The sequence below is a fragment of the Micrococcus sp. 116 genome (assembly GCF_902506395.1).
GTDB lineage: Bacteria > Actinomycetota > Actinomycetes > Actinomycetales > Micrococcaceae > Micrococcus > Micrococcus luteus.
In genome coordinates this window covers 1,783,349-1,806,370 of sequence record NZ_LR732370.1, presented here as the reverse complement: position 1 = coordinate 1,806,370, position 23,022 = coordinate 1,783,349, and the positions used below count along the sequence as shown (strand labels likewise).

Here is a 23,022-nt window from a genome sequence, read left to right as displayed (position 1 = left end):
TCAGTACGCGGCGTCGTCGCGGCGGGCGGCCGTCAGCTCCGCCTCCGTGGGGTGACGCAGCAGCTCGAGCCGCTCGCCCTCGGGGTCCCACGCGATCAGCCCCGCGTCCGCGAACGCGCGCAGCCACCCCTCCATGGCCCATCGGCCGTGCACCTGCCGGAAGCGGCGGGCGTTGACCAGGATGTCCTCGAGGTGGTGCAGCGGCGGGGTCATCACGCCGTGGTGCTGGTGGAACGCCTCGGCGGGGCTGAACCGCAGCGTCAGGCCGGCGTCGCGGGCGCGGAAGGCCAGGTCCGTGTCCTCGGCGCCGTAGCCGGTGAAGCCCGCGTCGAAACCGCCGATGCGGGCCAGGTCCGCGCGCCGCAGTGCCAGGATCAGCGTCCACACGAGGTGCCACTCGTCCGAGGGGCCGGCGGTCAGGTGCGCGCGTGCCCGGTGGGGCAGGGAGAGGCGGCGCAGCAGGGCGTCGGCGCGGTGCGAGGTCAGGTCGGCCTCCCCGACGTCGCGGGTCCAGCCCGGCCGCAGGTAGCGGGGCCGGCCCATCACCACGGACCCGGGGTGGGCCGCGACCTCGGTGGCCAGCACGCCGACGGTCTCGGCGGCCGGGATGCAGTCCACGTCGAGGAAGACGAGGATCTCGCCGGTGGCGAGCTCGGCCGCGCGGTTGCGGGCCTGCGCCAGGGGCAGCCCGGCGTCGGCGGCCACGTGCCCCACGGTGACGGGCAGGTCCGTGGCCGGGACGCGCCCGTCCGGCTGGCCCATGAACACCACGACCACCTGGTCCGGGCGGCGGTGGGAGCGCTCCAGCCCGGCGATCACGCGGGCCAGGTGCTCGTCCCGGTGCCCCGTGATGACCAGCACGGACACGCTCGGCAACGCTCCGCGCGCCCGGGCGAGGGCCTCGCGGTAGACGGCCACGTGTGCGGCCGCCACGCGACGGCGCTGCCGGGCCCGGGCGGCGGGATCGGCGGGGGCCGTGCGCGCGCGGGCGCGCACCAGCGTCTCGAGCGCGTCGGCGAGGGAGTCGGGATCCTCCGGGTCGAACGCGGCGAGCGAGTCGGGGGTCAACCAGGCGCCGGACTGGTCCGCGATGTGCCCGATGTCCGCGACGGCCACCGGCACCCCCAGGTCCCGGCACATCTCCACCCAGCCCGAGTGGGTGCCGATGCGGTACGGCAGCACGGACACGTCCACGTCGCGCAGCAGCGCGTGCAGGGCGGGGTCGTCGAGCCGGTCGTGCTGCCACAGCTCGAAGCCGTGGTGGGCACAGCCCGCGCGCAGCGCGGCCAGGGCGTCCTCGTCCTGCACGGTGTCCTGGACCTCCACGGTCACCCGCGCGTCGACACCGCGCTCGGCCAGCGTCCCGACGGCGGCGGCGAGCACCGGCAGCAGCGCCACCGGGGCCACCTGGGCGCGCAGGTCCTTGGCGTGCACCAGCAGGCGGGCGGGGGCGGCCGCGCCGTCGCCGTCGTCGGACGCGTCGGGGGGCAGCGCGCCGGGGGCGTCGTCGTCGCCCTGCGCCACGAGGTCCTCGAGCGGGACGATGTGCGGGTGGGGGACCACGAGGGCGCGCACGCCGTAGTCGCGGGCGAGGGTCGCCGCGGCGCCGGGGGTGAGCGTGAGCACGGCGTCCGCGCGGCCCAGCAGCACGGCCAGGCGGTCTCGGTGGGGGCCCTGGTCCGTCAGGTGCGGGTTCTCGAGGTCGTGCACGGTCACGACGACGGCGCCCCCGTGCGCGTGCTGCGCGTCCAGGGCGGCGGCCAGCTGGGCGGGGCTGAAGTGCTCGAAGCCGAAGTGCACGTGCAGCACGTCCGGGCGGTGCTCGGCCAGCCACTCCGCGTGCAGGGCCCGGGGCGGCCACCACTGGTGCGCGGGCGCGCCCGGCACCGGCGGGTCCGGCAGGAACTCCACGTCCGGCGCGGCGCCCGGGTCGAGGGGGCGGATCGCGCGGGTGTACGGGTGCTGCGCGGGCACGTGCTGGACGGTGATGCTCACGGGGGAGGGCCTCCTGACCTGGGGGATGCGATGCCGCGCGGGCGGCGTGTCCCCGTCCCGGGTCGGGGGTCGCGAAATCTAGTCTGTCAGGGCAGGATCGGAGAATCGGAGCAGCGGCATCCTGTCCGTTCCGGCGCGCCGCCGCGTCGAGGAGCGCCGCCGCAGGTGAAGGGGATCGTGGACGTGGACTCGCAGCCGCAGGGGCGTGTGCTGTACGTGACCGTGGGCGCGCCGGAGCACGGCGTGGTGCGCCATGGCCGGCAGACCGCCGCCGCCCTCCGTCGGGTGGGCGCCGAGGTGGAGCTGCTCACGGCGGAGGACGTCGCGGCGTTCCGGGGCCTCGTGCCCGTGCTGGAGGAGGCGCGCGCGCTGGGCGCCGCCGTGCACCTGGACGTCACGGACGCGCTGTTCGGCCCCACCGCGACCGCCGCTGCGGACCTGCTCGTCGACGTCCTGCCCGAGGGCACCACGCTCACCCTGCACGACATCCCGCAGCCCGCCGAGGGCGACGGCCGCTACCGCCGCCGCGGCGAGGCATACGCGCGGCTCGCCCAGGCGGTGGACGGCGTCGTGGTCTCCTCGCAGCACGAGCGGGCGCTGCTGGCGGACCTGGTGGACGTGGCCGCGGACGTGGTCCCGCTGCCCGTTCAGGACCGCCGGGCCGCGGCCGCCCGCGCCGAACCGGTGGTGCCGGAGAGCATGGCCGGCCTCGACCGGGACCTCGTGCTCTTCGGCTTCGTCTACCCGGGCAAGGGGCACGCCCTCGCCCTGGAGGCCCTCACCGAGCTGCACCGCCAGTGGGGCCCGGACTCCGGGGCGCCGCGCCGGCTGACGGCGCTCGGACCCGTCAGCATCGGGCATGACGACCTCGTGGCGGAGCTGACCCGCGACGCCGAGGCGCGCGGCCTGGAGTTCCGCGTCACCGGGTTAGTGCCGGACGAGTTCGCGGACGCGGCCCTGCTCTCGGCGGGCATCCCGTTCGCGGCGCACCGCAACGTGTCCGCGTCCGGGTCCCTGGCGGCGTGGACCTCGGTGGGGCGGCGGGCCATCGCCTCCGCCGGCCGCTACACGGAGGAGATGGAGCGCCTGCGCCCGGGCACCCTGCGGCTCGTGCACCCGAACGGGTCGCCGGCCTTCGCGATGGCCGAGGCGATCGCCGAGGCGGTCGAGGACCCCGAGCGCACGTGGCTGGACCCCGGCGTGGACCTCTCGCCCGGGGCCGAGGACTGTGCGCGGATGCTCTTCGACGTGCTCCGCCGCGTGCACAGGTGGACGTGAGCGCCGCCGTCTCCGTGGTGGTGCCCTACTACCGGGCCCAGGCGGACCTCGACCGGCTCACGGCCGCGCTCGCGGCCCAGCGCGGTGTGACCGGCGGGCTGCAGCTCGTGGTGGCCGACGACGGCTCGCCCGTCCCGCCCCGGGTGGGCCCGGACCTGCCGTTCGACGTGGTGACCGTGCGCCAGCAGGACCGCGGGTTCCGCGCCTCGGCGGCCCGGGCGCTCGGGGCGGAGGCGGCCGACGGCGACGTGCTCGCCTTCCTCGACGGGGACATGCTCCCCGAGCCCGGGTACCTCGCCGCGGCGCTGGCGGCGGTGGCCGAGGCGCCCCGGGACGCCGCGGTGGTGGGCCGGCGGCGGCACCTGGCCGAGGCCTGGCTGGAGCGGGCCTGGGCGGACGGCTGGCGGCCCGGGGGCGAGGTGCCCGCGGACGCCCGCCTGGCCGAGCCGGCCTGGCTGCGCGAGGGGTACCGGGCCACGGACGACCTGCGCCGCGCCGACTCCACCGGCTACCGGTACGTCATCTCGGCCGTGCTCACGGTGGCGCGCGAGGTCTACGAGGACGCCGGCGGCTTCGACCCTGCGTTCATCGGCTACGGCGGGGAGGACTGGGAGCTGGCGCACCGGCTGTGGCGCGTGGGGGCGGCCCTGCGCCACGCGCCGGACGCGGTGGCGTGGCAGGCCGGTGCCGACTTCGGCGGACGCGGCGACGCCGCCGAGGCCGCCCGGGTGAAGGCCCGCGAGGCGCTCGTGCTGGCCTCCCGCATCCCCGCGACGACGGCCCGCGGCCACGGCCTGTCCCTGGCTGGCCCGCTGCGGGTCGGGGCGCGCGTGCGGGTGCCGGAGGGCACGGACGGCGCGGCGGCGGCCGTGGTGGCGGTGGACGCCGTGCTGCGCGCGGCGCCGGGGGCGCGGGTCGGCGTCGTGGGCGGCCTCGACGAGGCGGCGGCGCGGGCGCTCGGCGACCCCCGCGTGCGGCTGCTGGGCGAGCCCGACGGCGGCGCGGCGGCGGCCGAGGACCTGCCGCCGACGCCGGCGCGCGGCGACCTCGACGCCGTGCGGTCGGTGTCCGACTGGTCCGTGGACGTGCGCGTGCCGCTGCGGCCCGCCGGGGCCGGCGCCCGCCCTGACGCGGACGCCGTCGCCGCGTGGCTGCTGCGCCTGGAACGGGCCGGCGTCGAGCGCGTGGAGGTGCTGGGTGAGCCGGGCGAGCGGGGCGAGCGGGGCGTGCTCGCCGTGCTGACGTGCGCACGGGCGCGGTGGCGGCGCCGGCGGGGCGGGACGGCGTGGGGGTGGCGGGTGCCCGCCTCCCGGCCCCGCCCCGGACGAGCCGATCATCCCGGAGTCCCTGCGCCAGCGCCACGGCACGGAGCCATCCGTGCCGCCCGCGGGCGCGCACCGGTGGGCGCCGCCGTCACCGGCACCCGTCGCGGCGTCCGCGGCACCGGCCGCGCGCGGGGGCGGCGTGGTCTGGAAGCTCGCGGGCACGGCCATGGTGGGGATCGCGCTGGGCGCCGCCCTGTTCTTCGTGGCGAGCATCTCGGTGATCATGGAGTACCTGGAGGACGGGCGCGGCTCGGACGCCACCGTGGGCATGGGCATCGCGGCGCTCTCCGCGTTCCTGGCCTGGTGGTTCGGGAAGACGGGCGTCGACTGGATCCGTCGCGAGGACGGCTGAGGAGAGAGGACGCAGGCGTGCACGAGGACGAGGGACGACGCCGGCACTACGGCCACTTCTACGGGCTCGAGGACCTGCCCGAGGGCGACCTGCTGCTGGTGTGGGGCAACTGCCAGGGCGAGTCGTACCGGCGGCTCCTCGGCGGGGAGCCCGGCACACCGCTGCACGGGGCGGACCTGGTGAGCGTCCGCGTGCCGCCCGCCTTCGAGGTCCAGCCGGACGAGGTCGCGCACCTGGAGCGGCTGCTGCCGCGCGTGAAGGCGCTCGTCACCCAGCCGATCCCGCACGACTACCGGGGCATGCCCATCGGCACGGGCCAGCTCGTGGCCCGGCTGCCCGAGGACGCTGCCGTGGTGCGGATCCCCGTGGTGTACGACGTCTCGCGCTTCCCCTGGCAGGTCACCCTCCGCAACTGGAAGTTCGCGCCCGGGGCGGCCGAGCGGCCGGGGGAGGACCCGCCCGTCGTGCCGTACCACGACCTGCGCGTGCTGGCCGAGGCGGCGACGGGCCGTCGTCGGGAGGTGGCGCCGGCGGCGATCCGCGAGGCCGCGGCCGCGTCCGTGCAGGCGCTGCGGGCGAGGGAGGAGGCGAAGGGGACACTGTCCATGGCGGATCTCGTGGCGGCGGAGCGGGGCGTCGGCTTCTACACCGTGAACCACCCGACCAACACGGTGCTGACCCGCGTGGCCGAGCGCGTGGCCGAGCGCCTGCCGGGCGACGTCGCCGTCCAGCCCGTGCCCGCCTCCCGCGTGCTGCTCGGCGGGGTGCGCGCCCCGCTCGAGGCGGTCGTGGTCGAGGCCCTCGACCTCGACGCCGAGCCGACCGAGGACTGGACCGTGGCCGGACAGACCGTTCCGGCCGAGCAGCTGCGACAGACCCACCTGGACTGGTACGCGCAGAACCCGCAGGCCGTGGAGGTCGGGATGCGCAAGTACGCCGACCAGCTGCGGCTGCTGGGCCTCGCGGGCTAGCGCCGGCTCCGGCCCCCAGTGGAGGATGGGCGGCACGTCCCGTCCACCGCGGAGCACGTCTGCGGGGGCGGTCGTACCGTTCCCTTGACCCCGTTACCCCACGGAGGACCACGTGACCGAGCAGTACGACATCCTGATCGTCGGTGGCGGCAACGCCGGCGTGTCCTTGGCCGCCGCACTGCGGCGGAAGCGGCAGGGCCGGGTCGCCATCGCCGACGGCCAACAGCTGCACCGCTACCGGCCGATGCTGAACTACGCGGCGGGCGGGCAGGCGGACATGGCCCGGTTCGAACGGCCGATGCGATCCGTCATCCCGGACGGGGTCGAATGGATCCCGGACCACGTCGTGGCCGTGGACGCCGAGGAACGGACCGCGGTGACGACCACCGGGCTGACCGTGGGCTTCCGCCACCTGGTGCTCTGCCCGGGGCTGACCCCGTGGTGGGGTGCGATCGACGGGCTGCGTGAGGCCTACGCCGCCGGATGGGCGGCGAGTGCGCACGTGCCCGAGCACGTGGACGCCGCCCGGGCGCTGCTGTCGCGTGTGGCCGCGGGGGACCGTGTGGTGGCGAATGTGCCGGCTGAGCCCTCCTCGTGCGGCGGCACCGTGCTCAAGGCGCTGTTCCTGGCCTGCGCGGCGTGGGAGCGCAAGGGGATCCTGCCGGACGTGGACGTCCACCTGGTGACCCCGTACGGCCGGATCCTGGACCGGCAGACCATCGACCCCGCTCTGGCCGAGGCCGTGGCGAGGTACGGCGTCCACGTGCACGCCGGCGCAGAGGTGAACGCCGTGGACCATGAGGCCCGCGAGGTGGTGCTCAACACCGGTGAGCGGATCACCGACGTGGCGGCCGCGTACATCACGCCCGTGGTGCGGGCCCCGGAGTTCATCGCCGAGGCGGGCCTGGCGGACGACGGCGAGGCCGGCCTGGCAGCCGCGGATCCCGAGACCCTGCGGCATCCCGTGCACCCGCACGTGTGGGCGCTGGGCGACGCCGCCGCCCTGGGCACACGGCCCTCCGGCGGTGCCCTGCGCCGGCAGGTCAAGATCCTGGCCCAGAACATCCAGGCCGCGGACGCGGGGAAGCCGCTCCAGAAGTACGACGGCTACACCGTGATCCCCGTGATGGTCAGCCGGGACGAGCTGGTCCTGGACGAGCACGTCCGCGACGGCTCCGAGGACCGGTCGATCCCCGGCGTGGACCTGACGACGCCGCGGAAGAGCACGGCGGCCTTCGACCGCTTCGGCCAGCCCCGGATCTACTGGCACCGACTGCTCAAGGGGAAGGTCTGAGCCCAGCGTTCTCGCCGACGCGACACATGCGGCGGACGTGCTGTCGTTCGGGAAACGGCGCCCTGCCGACGACGCCGCCCTCAGTCGTCGCGGCCCCGCACCGGGCGCTCCTCGAGCGTGGTCTGCACGACGCGCCCGCGCTCCCAGCTGTTCGCGCCCGGCACCACGTCCGGGACCGGGATGTCCGCGCGGTTGCGCCGCTTGGCCGCGGTGTCCACGCCCACGCGCTCGTCCCGGGCGCGCAGGAGGGCCTCGTCCACCTGGCCGTCGCCGGTGAGGCCCATCATCAGCTGGGGGATGCCGTACGGGAAGTCGTCCCGGTCGTACTGCCAGGTGTGGAACGTCTTCCCGTAGGTGTGGATGAGGTCTTCGAAGTAACTGTGCTCGGCCAGCTCGGGCACCCCGGGGGCCGTGAGGGCGCCGGAGCTCACCTCGTAGTGGTGGCTGTGCCACAGGCGCCGCTCCTCGTCGGGGAGGCTGCGGAACCGCTCCTCGCTGATGATGTACTCGATGCCGATCAGCCGCGCGTCCGGCGCGTTGCGGTCGAAGATCACGCACTGGTGCAGGTCGTGGCGCAGGTGGATGCAGAAGTGGCTGGCTTCGACCTGTCGGCCGAGGTCGTCGGCGTAGAAGTGCAGTCCGTTGAGATAGGTGCTCATCGCGCCCATGGGGTACTTCGGCTGGACCAGGCCGGATGCCGCGTCCAGGAGGCGGTGCTTGAGCGGGTGGCCCTTCCCGACGGCGGCCATGAGGGCGATCTTGCGGGTTGCGGTGACGGCGGCCGCGGTGCCCAGTCCGGCGGCGAACCCGAGGGCGGTGGAGGACAGGCGATGGGTGCTCATGGCCTCACGCTAGGAGCGCGGGGCGGACTCGGCCAGGGTGGTGGAGCTGCCGGATGCCGCGTCCAGGAGGCGGGCCCGACGACGGCCCCCCGCCTCAGGCGATCCGGTGGAGCCGGTGCTCGCCGTCGCCGACGCCGAAGACCGCGCGCGTGCGCACCGACGAGCCCAGCTCGCTCACGTAGTCGACCACGCGGAAGCGGGCCTCGAGCATCTGGGCGGAGAGGTCCACGCGGAGGTAGCCGCGCAGGTCGTTGTTGAACTTGATGTGCGGGTTCCACGCGAGCGCCTCCGCGGCGGCGTCCGAGCCGTCGCCGCCCGAGGTGATCGACGTGGTGATGAGCTCGACGCCCACGGACTCCGAGGAGAGGTCGTTGAAGTCCTGCTTGATGTCCGAGGCGAAGGCCTCGTGGATGTCGCCGGTGAGCACCACCGGGTTGCGGACGCCCGCCGCGGTCCACGCGCTGACCACGCGGTCGCGCGAGGCGACGTAGCCGTCCCACGTGTCCATGTCGCCCCACAGCAGCGGGCCGGAGGTGCGGTCGTACTGCACGAACGGCACCTGCTGCGTGATGAGGTCCCAGCGGGCGACCGAGGTCTCGAAGCCCTCGCGCAGCCACGCCTCCTGCGCCGCGCCCGTGATGGTGCGCCGCGGGTCCCGTGCGTCGGCGTCGACGACCTTCACCAGGTCCAGGTTGGCCTGGTCCGAGCGGTACTGGCGCGTGTCCAGGAGGTGGAACGTGGCGAGGTCGCCCCAGTGGACGCGGCGGTAGAGCTGCATGTCGATGCCGCGGGGCACGGACGACGCGCGGAGCGGCATGTTCTCGTAGTACGCCTGGAACGCGGCGGCGCGGCGCGCGAGGAAGTTCGGGTCCCAGATCTCCGGGGTCTCGTCCGCCCAGTTGTTCTCGAGCTCGTGGTCGTCGAAGATCACGAGCCACGGGGCGGCGGCGTGCGCGTCCTGCAGGTGCGGGTCCGTCTTGTACTGCGCCATGCGGGCCCGGTACTGGGCGAGGGTGCGGGACTCCCCGTTCCTGTGGGCGCGCGGGACGCCCGAGGAGACCGGGTACCCGTACGGCATGATCTCGTAGTAGTAGTCGCCCAGATGGACCATGAGGTCGGGACGCTCGGCGGCCATGTGGCCGTAGGCGGTGAAGTAGCCGTGCTCCCAGTTGGCGCACGAGGCGACCGTCATGGTGAGGCGGCCCGGGTCCGAGCCGCGGGCGGGCGCGGTGACCGTGCGGCCGACGCGCGAGAGGTGGCCGAGCGCGCGGAACCGGTAGAAGTACTCGCGGCCGGGCTTGAGGCCGGTGAGCGTGACGTGCACGGCGTAGCCCTGCGACCGGTCCGTGGTGACGGCGCCCGACCGGACGACCTTGCGGAAGCCCTCGTCCGTGGCCACCTGGTACTCCACCCGGAACGCCTGGTCCGGCATGCCGCCGAGGCCGTCGAGCGCGAGCGGGTCCACGGCCAGGCGGGTCCAGATCACCGCGCCGTCGGGCCACGGGTCGCCCGAGGCGACGCCGAGCGTGAACGGCGTGGGGCCGGTGGCCGCGTGGGCGGTGCCGGCCGGCGTGGACAGCAGCGCCGCGGAGGCGACGACGAGGCCGGCCCCGCCGAGGAGGGTGCGGCGGGAGACGGGGTGGGCGGTCGGGTGCGCGGGATCAGTGTGCGAGGTCACCCGTGCAGGGTGGCAGGGGCGGGTGACGCGGACGTGACCGGGCGGTGACGGCGGGGTGGGGCGGCCGGCGGGCGCGACGTCGGTCCATACGGCACGCGACAATGCGCAAAATTCATTTGCGCTAATCGTCTATAGACTAAGGCTCACCCCTCTTGTGCTATTCGCAGGCCGGAGTAATCTCGATTCCAGCAGCACCGTCCCAGTCCGGGGCGGGCCCTAACCGGGAGGATCACGCCATGACCACCGCCGTCCGCACCTGCGCCGCCAGTGCCTGCGCCTTCAACGCCGAGACGTCCTGCAACGCCCTGGCCATCACCGTCGCCGGCTCCGACCGCACGCCCGGCTGCGGCACCTTCGTCCAGCTGGACGTCCGCCGCCCGGTGACCGAGGGCGCCTCGACCGTCGGTGCGTGCCACCGCCTCGAGTGCACCTACAACGCCGACCTCGCCTGCACCGCCGAGGGCATCGAGGTCACGGACGTGGCCACCTGCGCCACCTACACGATCGGCTGACGCCGCCCCTCAGGGGTGGGAGACCCGCGCCGGGATCGCGTCCAGCAGGCGCCGCCAGGCGTGCCGGGGGCTGTGGTCGAGCCGGCCCGCACCGGGCAGGGCCACGTGCACCGCAGTGGTCTCGCCGTCGCGGACGCGCAGCAGGGTCACCCCGGCTTCGTCCGCGTCGAGGGCGTGGGCGGGGGACTCGGACAGGGGTTCGGTGCCGACCTGCAACGGGGTGCTCGCGCCCGGCAGCAGGCCCAGGGCGACGGCGTCAGCCAGGTCCGCGAGCACCTCGGGGGCGGTGCCCAGCACGTCGTCCGCCAGGTCTGCGAGCTCGGCCCGGTCGACGAGCCCGCGCGACGTGAGCGGCAGGGTGTGGCGGCAGAACACGGCGACGCCGTCGACGTCGTGCAGCAGGATCCGCTGGGTCTCGACGACGCCCACGCGCACCCGCGGGCCGACGTCGGCGACGAGGTCCGCGACGCGGCCGCGCAACCCCAGCTCCGCGACCTCGGCCGAGTCCCGGCACCAGCGCAGGGTGCCGAGCAGATGCACGGACGCCAGGCGGGTGGGGAGCGTGAGGTCCAGGGCGTCGCGCAGGACGTCCACGCGCACGTCCAACGGCGCGGGCGTGTGGAACGCACCGAGCGAACCGAGGAGGTTGGGGACGTGGGCGACCACGAGACGGCCGTCCGCGCTCACGCCGTGGACGGCCGTCGTGAGCGTCTCGCCGGCGCGGAAGGCCGTGACCTCGACGGAGCCCTCGCCGCGGAGCAGCCGCTGGGCCAGCAGCAGACGACGGGACGCCACGGGCGGCAGCGGATGGGCGGGGTGCGTGGAGGCGTGGGCCATGGGGGTCCTTCCGGCGGGGGTCCGTGAACCAGTAAGGCACACCTCAGTGAGATACGCAAGGCAAGTGTTGTGTATTTGTCACGTGTGGGGCGGTGAGGGCATGTGTCAGGGATCCTCTGCGGATCTGACCCTTCTCGGTGGCCGTGGCCGGGTCAGAAGGGTCAGACGCGCAGAAGATTTCCCCCGGGAGTAGGGGCTGTCACTCCCGGGTCCGCTGCCGGGAACGGCGGAGCTCCTCAGCGCGACGACGGGGTTGGCTTCGCGCGGGTGGTGCGCCCGGGGCGCCGCCGTCGTCGCGTGCTGCCGAGAGCAGGGCGAGATGGAGGTCGAGCGACCGCGGGGGCGTGTGCCAGTCGGGCCCAAGGACGGCGCCGAGCTGCTCCAGTCGTTGAAGGACCGTGTTGCGGTGGAGGAAGAGCCGACGGGACGTCTCGGCCACGTTCATTCCCGCGTCCAGGTAGGCCAGTGCGGTCTCGCGGAGTGCCGAGGCACGCTGGGGCGGCAGGTCGCGCAACGGCGCCAGCGGGCGGGCCGTCACGTCCTTGCTCGCCTCGCCGGCCCCGGCGAGGACCATGCCCACGGCGCCCACGGTCGACGCGTCCACGGCGTGGAGCCCTCCGGCCACCCGGCTGACGGCGAGGGCGTTCTCCAGCGTGTGGAACGCTCCCGGCAGATCGCGGAAGTGCTCGCCCGGCCCAAGGAAGGCCATCTGCCAGACGGCCTCCGTCGCATGCCGAACTGCCGCCTCCACGCGGGCAGGCACATCCGGGCGGTCACCGACCACGCACCATGTGCCTCCCCGCGGGGCGCTGAGGCGCACTCCCGCCACGGGTGAGAGCACTCGTTCGGCGAACTGGGGTTCGGGTACGGCGGCGAGATCGATGACGACCAAGCTGACCTGTGAATCCTCGCGCAGGCCGAGCTCGGCGAGCGCCCGACGCCGTCGCACGCTTCCACCGGCGGAATCGTCGACGAGTTCGGCCAGCAAACCGGCGCCCGCCTCGAGCTCGGTGGCGCGCCGCGCGCTGCGGAGCCGTCGTGCGAGCAGGAGGTGCTGCGCGGTCCTGAGCAGGGCCTTCTCCTCGGCAGGGTCGAGGGCGCGGCGGACGGCGAGCCAGTCGCGCGCGTCCCGATCTGCGGGAACGAGCGTCCAGGTGCAGCCGTCCGGCGCCACGACCTCGTGGGCCACGCCCGCGGTGTGACGCGAGGGGAGGGCGGGGGCGGGCCGCAGCGGCGACGTCGGACGTTCGGGGGAGAGGAGTTCCACCTCCACCCCCAGGTGCTCGGCGGCCCGATTGAGCACGGCCGTCTCATTGGGCTCTTCCAGCAGGGACTGGCATTGGCGCGAGGAGAGCTCATCCAGGCGAGTGAGCTCACGCAGGGACTGGCGCTCGTGATCCCGGTCTGCGTCCGCGCGCCCCACGGCGTTGAGTGCCTCCGTGTAGCGATGTGCGTTCTGGATCGCGATGGCGGCATGTTTGGCGAGTGACTCGACGATGGTCATCTCGGAGTGGGTGAACCTCCGGGCGCGACGTTCGGCGACCATCAGGGCGCCGAGCGGTCGGCCGTCGACGACGAGGGGTGAGCCCATGATCGCGTGGACGCCCTCGGCCTGCACCGCGTGGTCCACCTGGGGGATGTGGGTGATCGTCGGGTCGTTGGAGTAGTCGAGGCTCTGGAAGGGTGCCAGACCCTCCGCCACCTTCCCGAGCACTCCTGTGCCGATGGGCATGCGGATCGTCCGGTAGGCGTGGGTCACGACGCCCTCGGCCCGGCGGATGTACGTCTCACCTGCTGCGTGGTCATTGAGGCTGAGATAGGCCATGTCCGTCCCGACGAGGGCTCGAGTGCGCCGAACGATGGACGCCAGGACGGATTCGGTGTCGGCCAGTTCCGCCAGGTCGGCAGCCGTGTCGAGCAGGGCTCGGAGGAGGCGGTGGTCGAGGGCGTCAGTGGTCACTCTGCCAACTTTATTCGGTGAGAGATGGACTGGATGTCTATAGCGCTGGACGGGGAGCGCTGGTGGGATGGGACGAGGCCCTGAGGCCTACATCACACATCCCCGTCGTGGAAGGCGCTCACATGCAGATCCGTGGAGCTGTTCTCGAGGAGATCGGCCGGCAGAGGCCGTACGCCTCGTCCCGTCCCCTCACCATCTCGGACCTGGAGCTCGATCCCCCGGGCGCAGGCGAGATCCTCGTCCGCATGGAGGCCTCGGGCGTGTGCCACTCGGATCTGTCCGTGGTGAACGGTCATCGCGTTCGGCCCGTCCCCATGCTGCTCGGCCACGAGGCCGCCGGGATCGTCGAGGAGCTCGGTGAAGGTGTCGACGACGTGGAGATCGGCCAGCGGGTCGTCATGACGTTCCTGCCTCGATGCGGCGAATGCGATGCGTGCAAGACCGACGGTCGCCTGCCCTGCACACCCGGCACGGAGGCGAACAACGCCGGCGTCCTCCTGGGCGGCGGGGTCCGACTCCACCGCGACGGCGACGAGGTGTTCCACCACCTGGGCGTCTCCGGATTCGCGACCCACGCGGTCGTGAATCGGAAGTCCGTGGTGCCCGTCGGCTCTGACGTGCCGGCCGCCGTCGCTGCGGTCCTGGGATGTGCCGTGCTGACCGGCGGCGGCGCCCTGCTCAATGCCGCGGCCCCGGAGGGCGGCGACTCCATCGCGATCGTCGGCCTCGGCGGCGTGGGGGTCGCCTGCCTTCTGACGGCGGTGGCGAGCGGTGTGCAGGAGATCATCGCCGTGGACATGTCCGAGGAGAAGCGGGAGCTCGCCCTCAGCTATGGCGCGCATGCCGCCTACTCACCCGAAGAGATGGCGGAGCGCGGCATCAAGACCACCCACGCCGTCGAGTGCGCCGGCCATCCGGCGGCCTTCACAACGGCGTTCAACGCGACGTCGCCGGGCGGCAGGACCGTCACGGCAGGGCTTCCCTCGCCGGAGCAGACGGCGGAGATCTCACCGCTCACCATCACGGGTGAGGCCCGCACGATCATCGGCTCGTACCTGGGCACCTCCGTGCCCGCTCGCGACATCCCGCGATACGAGCAGATGTGGCGTGAAGGTCGGCTGCCCGTGGAGAAGCTCGTCTCCGCGACCATGCGGCTCGACGACATCAACGAAGCGATGGACCAGCTGGCCGATGGCCGTGCGGTCCGTCAGATCATCGAATACTGAAGGCCACGGACATGACGACTACTGCGCATCACTCGCTGGACGAGGAAGGCATCGGGGAAGTCTCCCCGCACTGGAAGGCAGGGCCCTTCCAGATCCGCCTGCCGTTCGTGCACTACCGCTTCGAGTGGCCGGACTACGTCCAGGGCCTCTTGATGTGCGCCGTGGACCTGGCGGCCATCCCTCTGATGATCGAACTGCTCGGCATGCCGTTCGAGGTGGCCCTCGCCGTCGTCGTGTTCAACGGCCTCCTGTACCTCACCCATCACCTCCTCGGTGACCCGGTGGTTCCCGGGTGGATCACCCCGGCGATCCCGCTGGTCATGGCCTACTGCTCAGCGTTCCCCGAGGGGGAGGAGCGTGTGCATGCACTCATCGCGTTCCAGTTCATGCTGGGCGTCTTCTCCATCACGTTGGGTGCGACGGGACTCGCCTCCAAGGTGGTCTCGCTGATCCCCTCCGCCATCAAGGCGGGCGTCCTGGTGGGTGCGGGAATCGCCGCCGTCCAGTCACTCTTCGTCGCCGGAGGGCGTTTCGAGACCTTCCCGGTCACCATCACGATCGCGGTGGGGATCGCCTTCCTCCTGCTCTTCTCCAGCCGGTTCACCGCGATGCGGACCAAGAACCCGATGTGGCGCACGATCGGCAACCTGGGCATCCTCCCGGTGATCCTCCTGGCCGTGGTCATCGCACCCCTGGCCGGCGAAGCGCCCTGGCCGACCATCGAGTGGGGGTTCAACACCCCGGACTTCGCAGGCCTCTTCGCCGGGTACACGATCTTCGGCATCGGCCTCCCGCCGGCCTCGATGTTCCTCACCGCGCTGCCCACCGTCCTCGCGACCTACATCGTCGTGTTCGGCGACGTCCTCCAGGCCCGGGCGATCCTCAAGGAGGCCGACCAGATCCGCACGGATGAGGCGGTCGTGTACAACCCGGACCGTGCCCACCTGATCTTCGGCGGCCGCAACACCCTCATGTCCATGATCGGTCCGGACGTGGCCATGTGCGGACCGATCTGGTCTGCCATGCACGTCGTGATCGTGGAGCGCTACAAGGAGGGCCGCAAGGCCATGAAGTCGATCTTCGGCGGGGCAGGGTCGTTCCGGTGGGGCACGAACACCGGGCTCCTGCTGCTGCCGATCGTGACGCTGGTGCAGCCGGTGCTCGGGGTGGCTCTGGCCCTGACCCTGCTCATCCAGGGATTCGTGTCCGTGAAGGTCGGCATCATGGAGGCCCGCAGCGTCAAGGATCTGGGAATTGCGGGAGTCACCGCGGCGGTGCTGGCGTCCAACGGTGCCGCATGGGGCCTGGCGACGGGCGTCATCCTCTGCCTCGTGATCTACGGCCGGGACTTCTTCCGCGGTGAGCCAGATGCCACCTTCGAGGCCATGCTCCGCGCGGAGGAGGGCCAGGCCGCCGAGAGCTGACGTCTCACGGGCCGCAGCCTTCGACCGAGGCCCCGGGATGCATCGTTCACTGTGATGCAGACCGGGGCCTCGGTGCGTGAGTCTGGCCGCCGGAGGGTCTGCCATCTCCCCGGGGAACACCCAGTCCAGATCCCCGGCCGCCTGGGCCATGGGCTGGGTCTTCTCCAACACCCGCTCTCATCTGGTCTGAGCGGCCTTCATCGGGTCCGAACCGGAGCCGGAATCTTCTGCGCATCTGCCCCTTCTGGCGGCCGCGGGCCTGGTCAGAAGGGTCAGATGCGCAGATGATTCCCGAGGTTGCCGAGCATCACTCGCCGGTCCGCCTCCGGGAACGGCGGAGCTCCGCAGCACGACGACGGGCCTGCTCGAGGTCGTCCGTGGAGAGGATGAACTCGGTCTCCGCCGAGTAGCCGACATCGACGGCGCGCAGGACCTCGCCCGGACGGCCACCCGGAGGGACGCCGAAGGCCGCTGACGTCACGCCGAGTTCGTCGATGCCTGGGAACCAGCGGGCGAACTGCTCCTGGAGACCCTCGTCCACGACGTACAGGTAGGTCCCGCGGACGCCGCGCGTCAGGAGCACGTTGTAGATGTTGATGACGTACTCGCGCAGGTCCTCGTCCGAGTAGGTGCGGCTGAGGTAGCCGTTGTTCTTCTTGCCACCCGTGTCCGCATAGTCGGCACGGGAGAAGACCACCCGCTGGGCCGTGTCGTCCCACTGCAGGTCGGGGCCGATGACGACGCCGGCGTAGTTGAGGTCGTACCCCTGGAGGGTGTGGATGGAGCCGATCTCGTCGAGTGAGCCGGGGGAGTCGACCCAGTCGGTGTCGGCGACGTTCCACGGCATCTGTACCCCGTCGAGCTCGATGTCCCAGTCCGGCTTCGACGGATTCGTGCGGAAGCCCTTGCTCTGCCACTTCCAGGCGAACCCGGCGGCAAGACGGGCGAGGGTGAACTCGGTGTCGCGCGCACGGATCGCCTCACGCATCGCGCCGAAGTCCGTGAACAAGCGCAGGTCGTACTCGCCCAGGTCCGGGGCCGGGGGGTGCTCGCCTCGGAGGAGCTTCCCGAAGAAGTCGACGTATGAGTCGGACGCCTTGACGCGGAGCTGTGACACCAGCGCGTGGTGACGGTGTTCGGCGTGCGCCCGCGCGAGGAGGGCGTCCATCGTCGCGGCGTCGAGGTCGGCCGGACGCACCGTCTGGCGCGGGTCCACGAGCAGGACGACGTCCCTGGCCTGCTGGGTGATCCAGTCGAGCTGGGTGTGGGAGACGTCGTCGTCGCCGAAGAGCCGCTGGTTGATGGCCGTGTACTTGTTGTTGAGGGCGCCGTTGGACTGCGCCGAGCGCAGACCGAGGCGGTGGGCCTCGTCAACGATCAGGATGTCGTAGCGCTCCTCCGCGTCTCCGACGTTCCACACGGACAGCACCATGGACGGGTGCAGCCCAGGCGTCCGGCGGAAGACACGCTTGAGGGACTGGCGGAGGGACTGCTGCGGGACGACGATCCCGATGCGCAGACCACGGCCCTCGGTGCCGCGCAGCAGGGCGTTCCGGTTGGCGTGGGTGAACAGGTCGAAGAAGTCGTGGTCGGAGCTGAGGTCCACCTCGACGTCTTCCTCCGTGAGGTTCGCGAGGTCCACGAGCAGTTTCGCCAGGAACACGCCCACCACCGTCTTGCCGGTGCCGGGGCCGCCCTGAATGACGAGCGGGCCGCGATCGACGTCGTCATCGGCGACGAGCAGCTGGATGATGTGCCGCAGCGATGCCTCCTGCTCCGGCGTGAGCACCTTGAAGGGAGAGAGCTTGAACAGGGTGCTGTTGAGGATCTGCTCGCGGGAGCGGCTGAACACCTTCTCCGCCCGCAGCCGCTCGAAGATGTCCGCGAACATCTCCTGGTAGCGCGTGCGGTCGTAGTAGTCCGACTCCGTCATGCCGGCGTTGCGGTTCAGGACCTCGCGAGCGCCGTCGCCGCTGAGCATCTGGATGAGGTAGCGCTCCAGGTCCAGGGCGGCGGACTTGTTGAACTCGTCATGGAGCACCACGCGCATCGTCGTCAGGCGAGCCTTGCGCGGATCCATGTGGTGCTGTCCTCGTCGGGCGACGATGTTCGTCGTCTCGCCGACGTAGACCTGCTTCTCATTGTCGATCACGTACACGGCGGGCCAGTCCCGCATGCGCGCGTTCTTCTCCTGCTCGGGGGGAAGGGCGCCCTTGAACGGCAGGCGTTCCAACGTGTACCCGGGGTTGTGGTCGGTCATGACGACGTCGCCTCCTCGTCCCCGCCTGTCGGCACCGGGTGCTTGATCCGCGTCTTCACCAGCTTGGCCTGGATGATCTCATCCACGTCCCAACCCATGTGGTCCGCGAACATGAATGCGTAGGTCAGCACGTCCGCCAGCTCGTCCTGCACCTCGTCCATGTCCGCGCCGTCCTCCGTCCACTGGAAGTGCTCGAGCAGCTCCGCGGCCTCGATGCTGATGGACTTGGCGAGGCTGGCCGGGGTGTGGAACCGGGCCCAGTCACGTTCGGCGATGAACTCGCGCAGCTGGGCCAGGGTCTCGTCGTGAGGGTCGGTCATGGGTCCTCCAAGGGTGGCACGGTACGACGTCGGCCGATTCAGTACCGCGGGGCCGCCTCGTAGAGGGCCTTGGCGTCCTGGGCTCCTCGCACGGCATCGCGGACGGCGGGTTTGGTCAGGTCCAGGACCCGGAGCTCGCCGTCGGTCTCCGCAATGGACTCGATTCGGCGGACGTCGCTGCTGTGCTGTTCCGCAAAGTCGGCCAGACCGCGCAGCTTCGGCAGGGCGTCGGACAGGTGGTGGCCGTGGGGGTCCACGATGTCCGCGACGATCTGCCCGCCCGCGGTCTCGTGGAAGAACACGAAGTCCGGACGCAGGGCCTGCCACTGACCGGTCCCGTCCCGGTAGGCGACGGCGAGCGACTCCCGGGTGGCCCGGGAAGGGTTGCGGTACCACCCGCGGAAGCTCTCCTCGCGTGCCTCCTGGTCCAGGACGCGAGTCTCCCAGTCGTTGAGGTTCACGGGGAAGGTGCCGTCCGGAGCGGACATGAGATGACCGGTCCGCGTCGGAAACTCGTGTTCGGCGCGGTCCGCGCCCCGCCACCGGCGGTCCGCCTGTGCCACCTTCGGGCGGGAGACCGTGATCTCCTCCGGTGTGCGGGAGGCGCCCTCGATGGTGTCGTACTCGGCCTGTTGCTCGTCGCTGAGCCCTCGGCGGGCCACGCGTGTCTCGTCGAGCCACTGCCGGACGAGCGCATCTGCTGCATCCTCCGCGGCCTGGACGACGTCGGACGTGCGGCCGAGCGCCGCCACCACCAGGTGGGCGTCGGCGAGTGTGGTCGTCTCGTCTCCCGGGGGCGCGATGTGATCGACGTAGGCGCCGGCGAGCCAGTCGGACAGCGCGCGGGAGGCTTCGGAGTAGGCGTGTTCGATGGCGCGGGCGTCCGCGTCCAGGGTGAGGGATGAGCTCGCCACCGGCGCGTCGGTGCCGGCCCGGCCGCGCAGCACCTCGGCAGACATGCGGAGGACGTCTTCGCGGGAGTCCGCCACCGCCTTCTTGAACTCCACGGCACGCCCGTCGAGGACGGCGCACATCCGCTCGGTGGCGGCCTCGAAGGCGTCGTCCTTGACCCCGTCGAGGGTCAGCCGTGCGGCCAGGCGGTCGAGTCGCTTGATCGGCTTGAGGCGCGAGCCTGGGATGGTGACGGAGGGGAGTGCGTCGAAGGCCGCCCACACTTCCGGGGAGAGGGCCTCGTTCGGTTCCAGCCGGACGGGGTCGAAGAGCACGCGACGGAGGGGGTCGGGGCTCGGGCCAGGGGTGGGGTCGTCGAGGTCACTCTGACCGCGCATGAGCTTCTCGGCGATCGTGGTGGCCGTGTCGCGGTCGAAGTGGGGCAGCAGGCAGTCGACGGAGTTCAGCACCTCGTTGCCGGGGATCCGGCGGGCGAGCGGCGTGCGCATCATGCGGCCGAGAAGCTGGTGGACATAGGTGGCGTCCTGGTAGGTACGGAAGGACATGAGCACCTCGGCGCGGGGGCAGTCCCAGCCGGTGGAGATCGCCTCCATGGCGAGCAGCACGCGGATGTGCGTGGCGTCCTGGACGCGCTGCGGGGCGATGTAGTTGACCACCTGGCCGGGCAGGTGGCGGTCCGCGTGGGTGCCGAAGACGTGGGCGATGTCCTGCGGGCGCAGCTCGGGCCACTCGTCGTGGATGACGTCCAGGATCTGGCTGAGGTGGTCGTCCGAGGGCTTGTCCGCCACCTGCACCACCAGCAGCGGGACCACGGGGTCGGCCTCGCTCTGTTCGACTGCATACGCAGCCCAAGCCTCGGTGGAGGCCTTGGTACGGCGCACTGCTTCGCGTAGCAGGGTGGTGTCGAACACGCCGGCCTCAGCTGGGATGACGAGCACGATGTCGTCCTTGAGCAGCCCGGAGGCCTGCACCCGGACCGGGTCGACCTGCACGGGGGAGAGCGCGTCGCGGCCCTGGGCCTGGGCCATGGCCTGTGTGAACCGCTCCACGGTGGCGGAGATGCCGAACACGATCGGCATGGGCGGGGCCCCCGCCGTGCCGTTGATCAGGCGCTGGACGATGGTCTGGCGGTCCCGCTGGGGCTTCATGCCGCGGTGGGCCTCGTCCAGGATGAAGTAGAGGGTGCGCCCCTCCCGGGCGACCGTGGCGGCGATGACGTCGTAGAGGGTGCGCTGAGCCATGTCCGGGGCCGCCAGCACCGGTGTGCGGCTGTTCGTCGGGGCTGTGGCCCCGCGCACCAGGCGGCCGCCCTCGCGCAGCTTCTGGGCGTTGAGGAAGTAGACCATCCCGGGCGCGAAGCTCTCCTCGCTAAAGGAGGCCTCCACCGTGCGGAGCCGGCTGCCGAGTTCGCTGGAGGCGGCGTTGATGCGGATGCGGGACTGCTCGTTGAGGGACGGGTCGTCGGAGAACCAGAGCACGGTCGCCCCGGGGTCCGGCTCGAAGTCGAACTCATCGGATCCGAAGAAGAGGGCCTCGATGACGGCGGCCACCATCACGGTCTTGCCCGCACCGGTGGTGGCCGCGAGGGCGAACTGGGAGAGCGCCTCGTAGCGCTGGTAGTTGTCCCGGGCGCGGTGCAGGTGGCGCAGGACGTCGGCGACGGCGTCCACCTGGTAGTCCTTCAGGGTGTAGCGCATGCTCTCAGTCCCTCCGGTTGATCTGGAAGTTGTGGAGGTAGGACTCGTAGAGGCGCACCGGGGTGACGCGCTCGGGGAGTGCGCGGGCCACGTTCTGGTAGGCGGCCGCGGAGTCCGTGACGATGTAGGCCGTCTCCACCGTGTCACGGGACTCGAGTGCCTCGAGGAAGTGAGCGGCCTGGTCGATCGACTCCAGCACGCCGTAGGCCTCCGCGACGTCCCAGCCCCGGGCTCCGAGGTTCATGATGATGCGGCCACGGGACCCAGCCCGCATCCACAGCAGGGGTGCGATGCGCTCGAACGCACGGTGATGGCGCACCTCGAGGGGAGCCTCGTAGGTCAGGGTGAAGAACGCCGCGTTCTCCGCGAACCCGTCGGCCATGGGGAACTCGTCCGTGAATTTGTAGTCGCCCTTGATCGGGTCCCCGGCCGGGGTCTCGCCCGTGATGGCCGCGGTGATGCGGGGCTTGGTGATGTAGTCGCAGATGCCCCACTGCTCCCACTCTGGGTCACCCGGCCGGAGTCCCTTGGCCCGCAGACCCTTCTGCTCCTCAGCGGAGACCTCATTGTTCGTCACTGAGATGCACTGGCGGCGCCCGCCGTCCTGCTTGTTCAGGCGCATGACCGCGTGGGCTGTAGTGCCGGAACCCGAGAAAAAGTCGAGAATGACGGCGTCGGGCTTAGTTTTGATGAAGAAGCGCAGTGCGTCTTCCACCGCATACAGAGACTTCGGAAAGGGGAATCTGCGATCCGGCATGAGCGCACGGATAATATTCGTCCCAGACCGATACGCCTCATGCGATGGACGTGCCCACTGGGTTGTGGGAGGCTTGCGTTTTGTCCTCTGGTAAGACACTAGTGCGGACCCGTCCTCGCGATAGCCGGTAACCTCCGCGAGGCCACTGTCGATCTCTTTTTCCCGGCCTCCGGTGATGTACCTAATGATGAAGGGCTGCGGCTCATTCGGTGACGGCTTCACACGGATAAAACCTTTGGCGAGTTTCTCCCTCGCGGCACTGGGGATGAGGGACCACATCATCTCCGTTCCGTCGGGCCTGATCGGCCAAACAGTAGCGCACCCCTCACGGGACGGCTGACGACGTCGATCTACTTCTGGTCCAATCGGTTCACCGATCTCCTCGATCTTATGAGTCTTCTCATTCACATAAATCGGGTAGAACTGATTGGGGCGCGTGTGACGGAGGTTGCTCGCGCCCTGCCGACGAAAAGTTCGCCAATCCATCTCCTCGGAGGTACTGCCCTCGACCTCCTCCGGGCAAATCTCTGCTTTACCTAGACGCACGAAGTAGATGAACTCATTGGTCCTGTTGAACGAGTCTGCACGAGCCGTCCCAGCCGGGTTGATGAGTGTAGAGATCATCTGAATCCGCGCCTCGGGAAATGTCTGCTCGAGGAGCATTCCAAGTCGGAGGTACTCCTTCTCGTCGATGGTGACGATCAGGACCGAGTCCTCGGGGTTGAGGAGTTCGCGGGCGACCTGGAGGCGGCGCTCCATGAACGACAGCCACTTGGAGTGGCGGTAGTCGTCGTCGGACTCGACGTAGTCGTTGTTGTACTTCCAGTCCTTGGCGCCCGTGTTGTAGGGCGGGTCGATGTAGATGCAGTCCACCTTGTGGCGGTGGGTGTAGGTGAGCATCTCAAGGGCGTGGAAGTTCTCCGCGTTGATGACCGTGTGGAACGGCTTGTCCCCGCCGCGTTCGACGCGGCCGGTCTCGACCAGCCCCGGGAAGATCCGGTCCTGGATGCCGGCCACAGCCACCAGATCCGCGGTGGAGACGGACCGGGTCTCACGCTCGGCCTCGTCGCCCTCCGATTCCAGGTTCGCCAGCACTCCATCGGACGTGCGCCGAAGACTGGTTACGCGCCACCGCACGGAGTCGCCCCCGTGCGTCGAACCACGGGGAGGGAGCACCCGCACCGTGTCTCCCACGCGGATCGGCCGTCCGGGCAGCTCCACGCCCTCCGGCTGATGGCGTTCGAAGACCAGACCGAACCGCCGGCCCTGGGTCAACTGCCGGATCTCACCCTCCAGACCGGCGGCCAGCTGAGGGTCCTTGGCGCGCGCCTGAGCCAGGAGGTCGGTGAGCCGGGACACGATGGATCTCCCTCGTCGACGGT

Annotated in this window: 15 protein-coding genes; 6 read left to right on the top strand and 9 right to left on the bottom strand. The window is 71.5% G+C overall.

Translation table 11 applies throughout. The annotated features are described in order from the left end of the window. Positions 1-1,995, bottom strand: coding sequence for a glycosyltransferase (locus CITRIK5_RS08365; protein WP_159833524.1), 1,995 nt, complete (start codon positions 1,993-1,995; stop codon positions 1-3). A gap of 165 nt (positions 1,996-2,160) precedes the next feature. Between CITRIK5_RS08365 and CITRIK5_RS08360 the strand changes: the two genes are divergently transcribed. The 3 genes from CITRIK5_RS08360 (at position 2,161) to CITRIK5_RS08345 (ending at position 7,215) form a co-directional block, all read left to right on the top strand. Further along, on the top strand, positions 2,161-3,273 hold the full coding sequence (locus CITRIK5_RS08360) for a hypothetical protein (protein WP_159833522.1): 1,113 nt from the start codon (positions 2,161-2,163) through the stop codon (positions 3,271-3,273). Then, complete coding sequence (locus CITRIK5_RS12215) at positions 3,270-5,921, top strand: WcbI family polysaccharide biosynthesis putative acetyltransferase (RefSeq protein ID WP_236557166.1); 2,652 nt, start codon at positions 3,270-3,272, stop codon at positions 5,919-5,921. Before CITRIK5_RS08360 ends, CITRIK5_RS12215 begins: the two co-directional genes overlap by 4 nt. Before the next feature lie 112 nt (positions 5,922-6,033). After that, entirely contained in the window at positions 6,034-7,215 is a 1,182-nt protein-coding gene (locus tag CITRIK5_RS08345; RefSeq protein ID WP_159833520.1) for an NAD(P)/FAD-dependent oxidoreductase, read from the top strand. An 80-nt stretch (positions 7,216-7,295) separates the two neighbouring features. On the opposite strand, the gene CITRIK5_RS08340 is transcribed toward CITRIK5_RS08345, so the two are convergent. After that, the gene (locus tag CITRIK5_RS08340; RefSeq protein WP_159833518.1) at positions 7,296-8,057 is read right to left on the bottom strand and encodes an OBAP family protein; all 762 of its coding nucleotides are present in this window, start codon (positions 8,055-8,057) and stop codon (positions 7,296-7,298) included. Between the two features lie 94 nt (positions 8,058-8,151). Continuing rightward, a complete protein-coding gene (locus CITRIK5_RS08335) occupies positions 8,152-9,735 on the bottom strand; it encodes an alkaline phosphatase (protein ID WP_201294449.1) in 1,584 nt (527 codons plus the stop codon). A gap of 236 nt (positions 9,736-9,971) precedes the next feature. Here CITRIK5_RS08335 and CITRIK5_RS08330 point away from each other — a divergent pair, with 236 nt between their 5' ends. Next, positions 9,972-10,247: a DUF1540 domain-containing protein gene (locus CITRIK5_RS08330; RefSeq protein WP_159833514.1), complete on the top strand. Its 276-nt coding sequence runs from the start codon at positions 9,972-9,974 to the stop codon at positions 10,245-10,247. Positions 10,248-10,256: 9 nt separating this feature from the next. Here CITRIK5_RS08330 and CITRIK5_RS08325 read toward each other — a convergent pair whose 3' ends face one another. Continuing rightward, entirely contained in the window at positions 10,257-11,084 is an 828-nt protein-coding gene (locus CITRIK5_RS08325) for a hypothetical protein (RefSeq protein ID WP_159833512.1), read from the bottom strand. Between the two features lie 199 nt (positions 11,085-11,283). After that, complete coding sequence (locus CITRIK5_RS08320) at positions 11,284-13,044, bottom strand: helix-turn-helix domain-containing protein (protein WP_159833510.1); 1,761 nt, start codon at positions 13,042-13,044, stop codon at positions 11,284-11,286. A 122-nt stretch (positions 13,045-13,166) separates the two neighbouring features. On the opposite strand from CITRIK5_RS08320, the gene CITRIK5_RS08315 reads away from it, so the two are divergent. Both CITRIK5_RS08315 and CITRIK5_RS08310 read left to right on the top strand, forming a co-directional pair. Continuing rightward, positions 13,167-14,270: an alcohol dehydrogenase catalytic domain-containing protein gene (locus CITRIK5_RS08315; protein WP_159833508.1), complete on the top strand. Its 1,104-nt coding sequence runs from the start codon at positions 13,167-13,169 to the stop codon at positions 14,268-14,270. A gap of 11 nt (positions 14,271-14,281) precedes the next feature. Further along, on the top strand, positions 14,282-15,694 hold the full coding sequence (locus tag CITRIK5_RS08310; protein ID WP_159833506.1) for a hypothetical protein: 1,413 nt from the start codon (positions 14,282-14,284) through the stop codon (positions 15,692-15,694). A gap of 307 nt (positions 15,695-16,001) precedes the next feature. Here CITRIK5_RS08310 and CITRIK5_RS08305 read toward each other — a convergent pair whose 3' ends face one another. From CITRIK5_RS08305 to CITRIK5_RS08290, 4 genes are read right to left on the bottom strand one after another with little or no spacing between them, the layout of a single operon-like run. Further along, a complete protein-coding gene (locus CITRIK5_RS08305; RefSeq protein ID WP_159833504.1) occupies positions 16,002-17,954 on the bottom strand; it encodes a DUF2075 domain-containing protein in 1,953 nt (650 codons plus the stop codon). Beyond that, positions 17,951-18,274, bottom strand: coding sequence for a nucleotide pyrophosphohydrolase (locus CITRIK5_RS08300; protein ID WP_101967490.1), 324 nt, complete (start codon positions 18,272-18,274; stop codon positions 17,951-17,953). The genes CITRIK5_RS08305 and CITRIK5_RS08300 overlap by 4 nt, the downstream gene beginning before the upstream one ends. A 38-nt stretch (positions 18,275-18,312) precedes the next feature. Then, the gene (locus CITRIK5_RS08295; RefSeq protein WP_159833502.1) at positions 18,313-20,883 is read right to left on the bottom strand and encodes a DEAD/DEAH box helicase family protein; all 2,571 of its coding nucleotides are present in this window, start codon (positions 20,881-20,883) and stop codon (positions 18,313-18,315) included. A gap of 4 nt (positions 20,884-20,887) precedes the next feature. Beyond that, positions 20,888-22,999 (bottom strand): site-specific DNA-methyltransferase, encoded by a 2,112-nt coding sequence (locus CITRIK5_RS08290; RefSeq protein ID WP_159833500.1) that lies wholly within the window; start codon positions 22,997-22,999, stop codon positions 20,888-20,890. Between the last annotated feature and the right edge of the window lie 23 nt (positions 23,000-23,022).

What these genes read in the sequence shown, in the direction of transcription:
- CITRIK5_RS08340 (WP_159833518.1), bottom strand. Translation starts at nt 8,057, where the DNA reads ATGAGCACCCATCGCCTGTCCTCCACCGCCCTCGGGTTCGCCGCCGGA.
- CITRIK5_RS08330 (WP_159833514.1), top strand. Translation starts at nt 9,972, where the DNA reads ATGACCACCGCCGTCCGCACCTGCGCCGCCAGTGCCTGCGCCTTCAAC.
- CITRIK5_RS08325 (WP_159833512.1), bottom strand. Translation starts at nt 11,084, where the DNA reads ATGGCCCACGCCTCCACGCACCCCGCCCATCCGCTGCCGCCCGTGGCG.
- CITRIK5_RS08315 (WP_159833508.1), top strand. Translation starts at nt 13,167, where the DNA reads ATGCAGATCCGTGGAGCTGTTCTCGAGGAGATCGGCCGGCAGAGGCCG.
- CITRIK5_RS08310 (WP_159833506.1), top strand. Translation starts at nt 14,282, where the DNA reads ATGACGACTACTGCGCATCACTCGCTGGACGAGGAAGGCATCGGGGAA.
- CITRIK5_RS08305 (WP_159833504.1), bottom strand. Translation starts at nt 17,954, where the DNA reads ATGACCGACCACAACCCCGGGTACACGTTGGAACGCCTGCCGTTCAAG.
- CITRIK5_RS08300 (WP_101967490.1), bottom strand. Translation starts at nt 18,274, where the DNA reads ATGACCGACCCTCACGACGAGACCCTGGCCCAGCTGCGCGAGTTCATC.
- CITRIK5_RS08295 (WP_159833502.1), bottom strand. Translation starts at nt 20,883, where the DNA reads ATGCGCTACACCCTGAAGGACTACCAGGTGGACGCCGTCGCCGACGTC.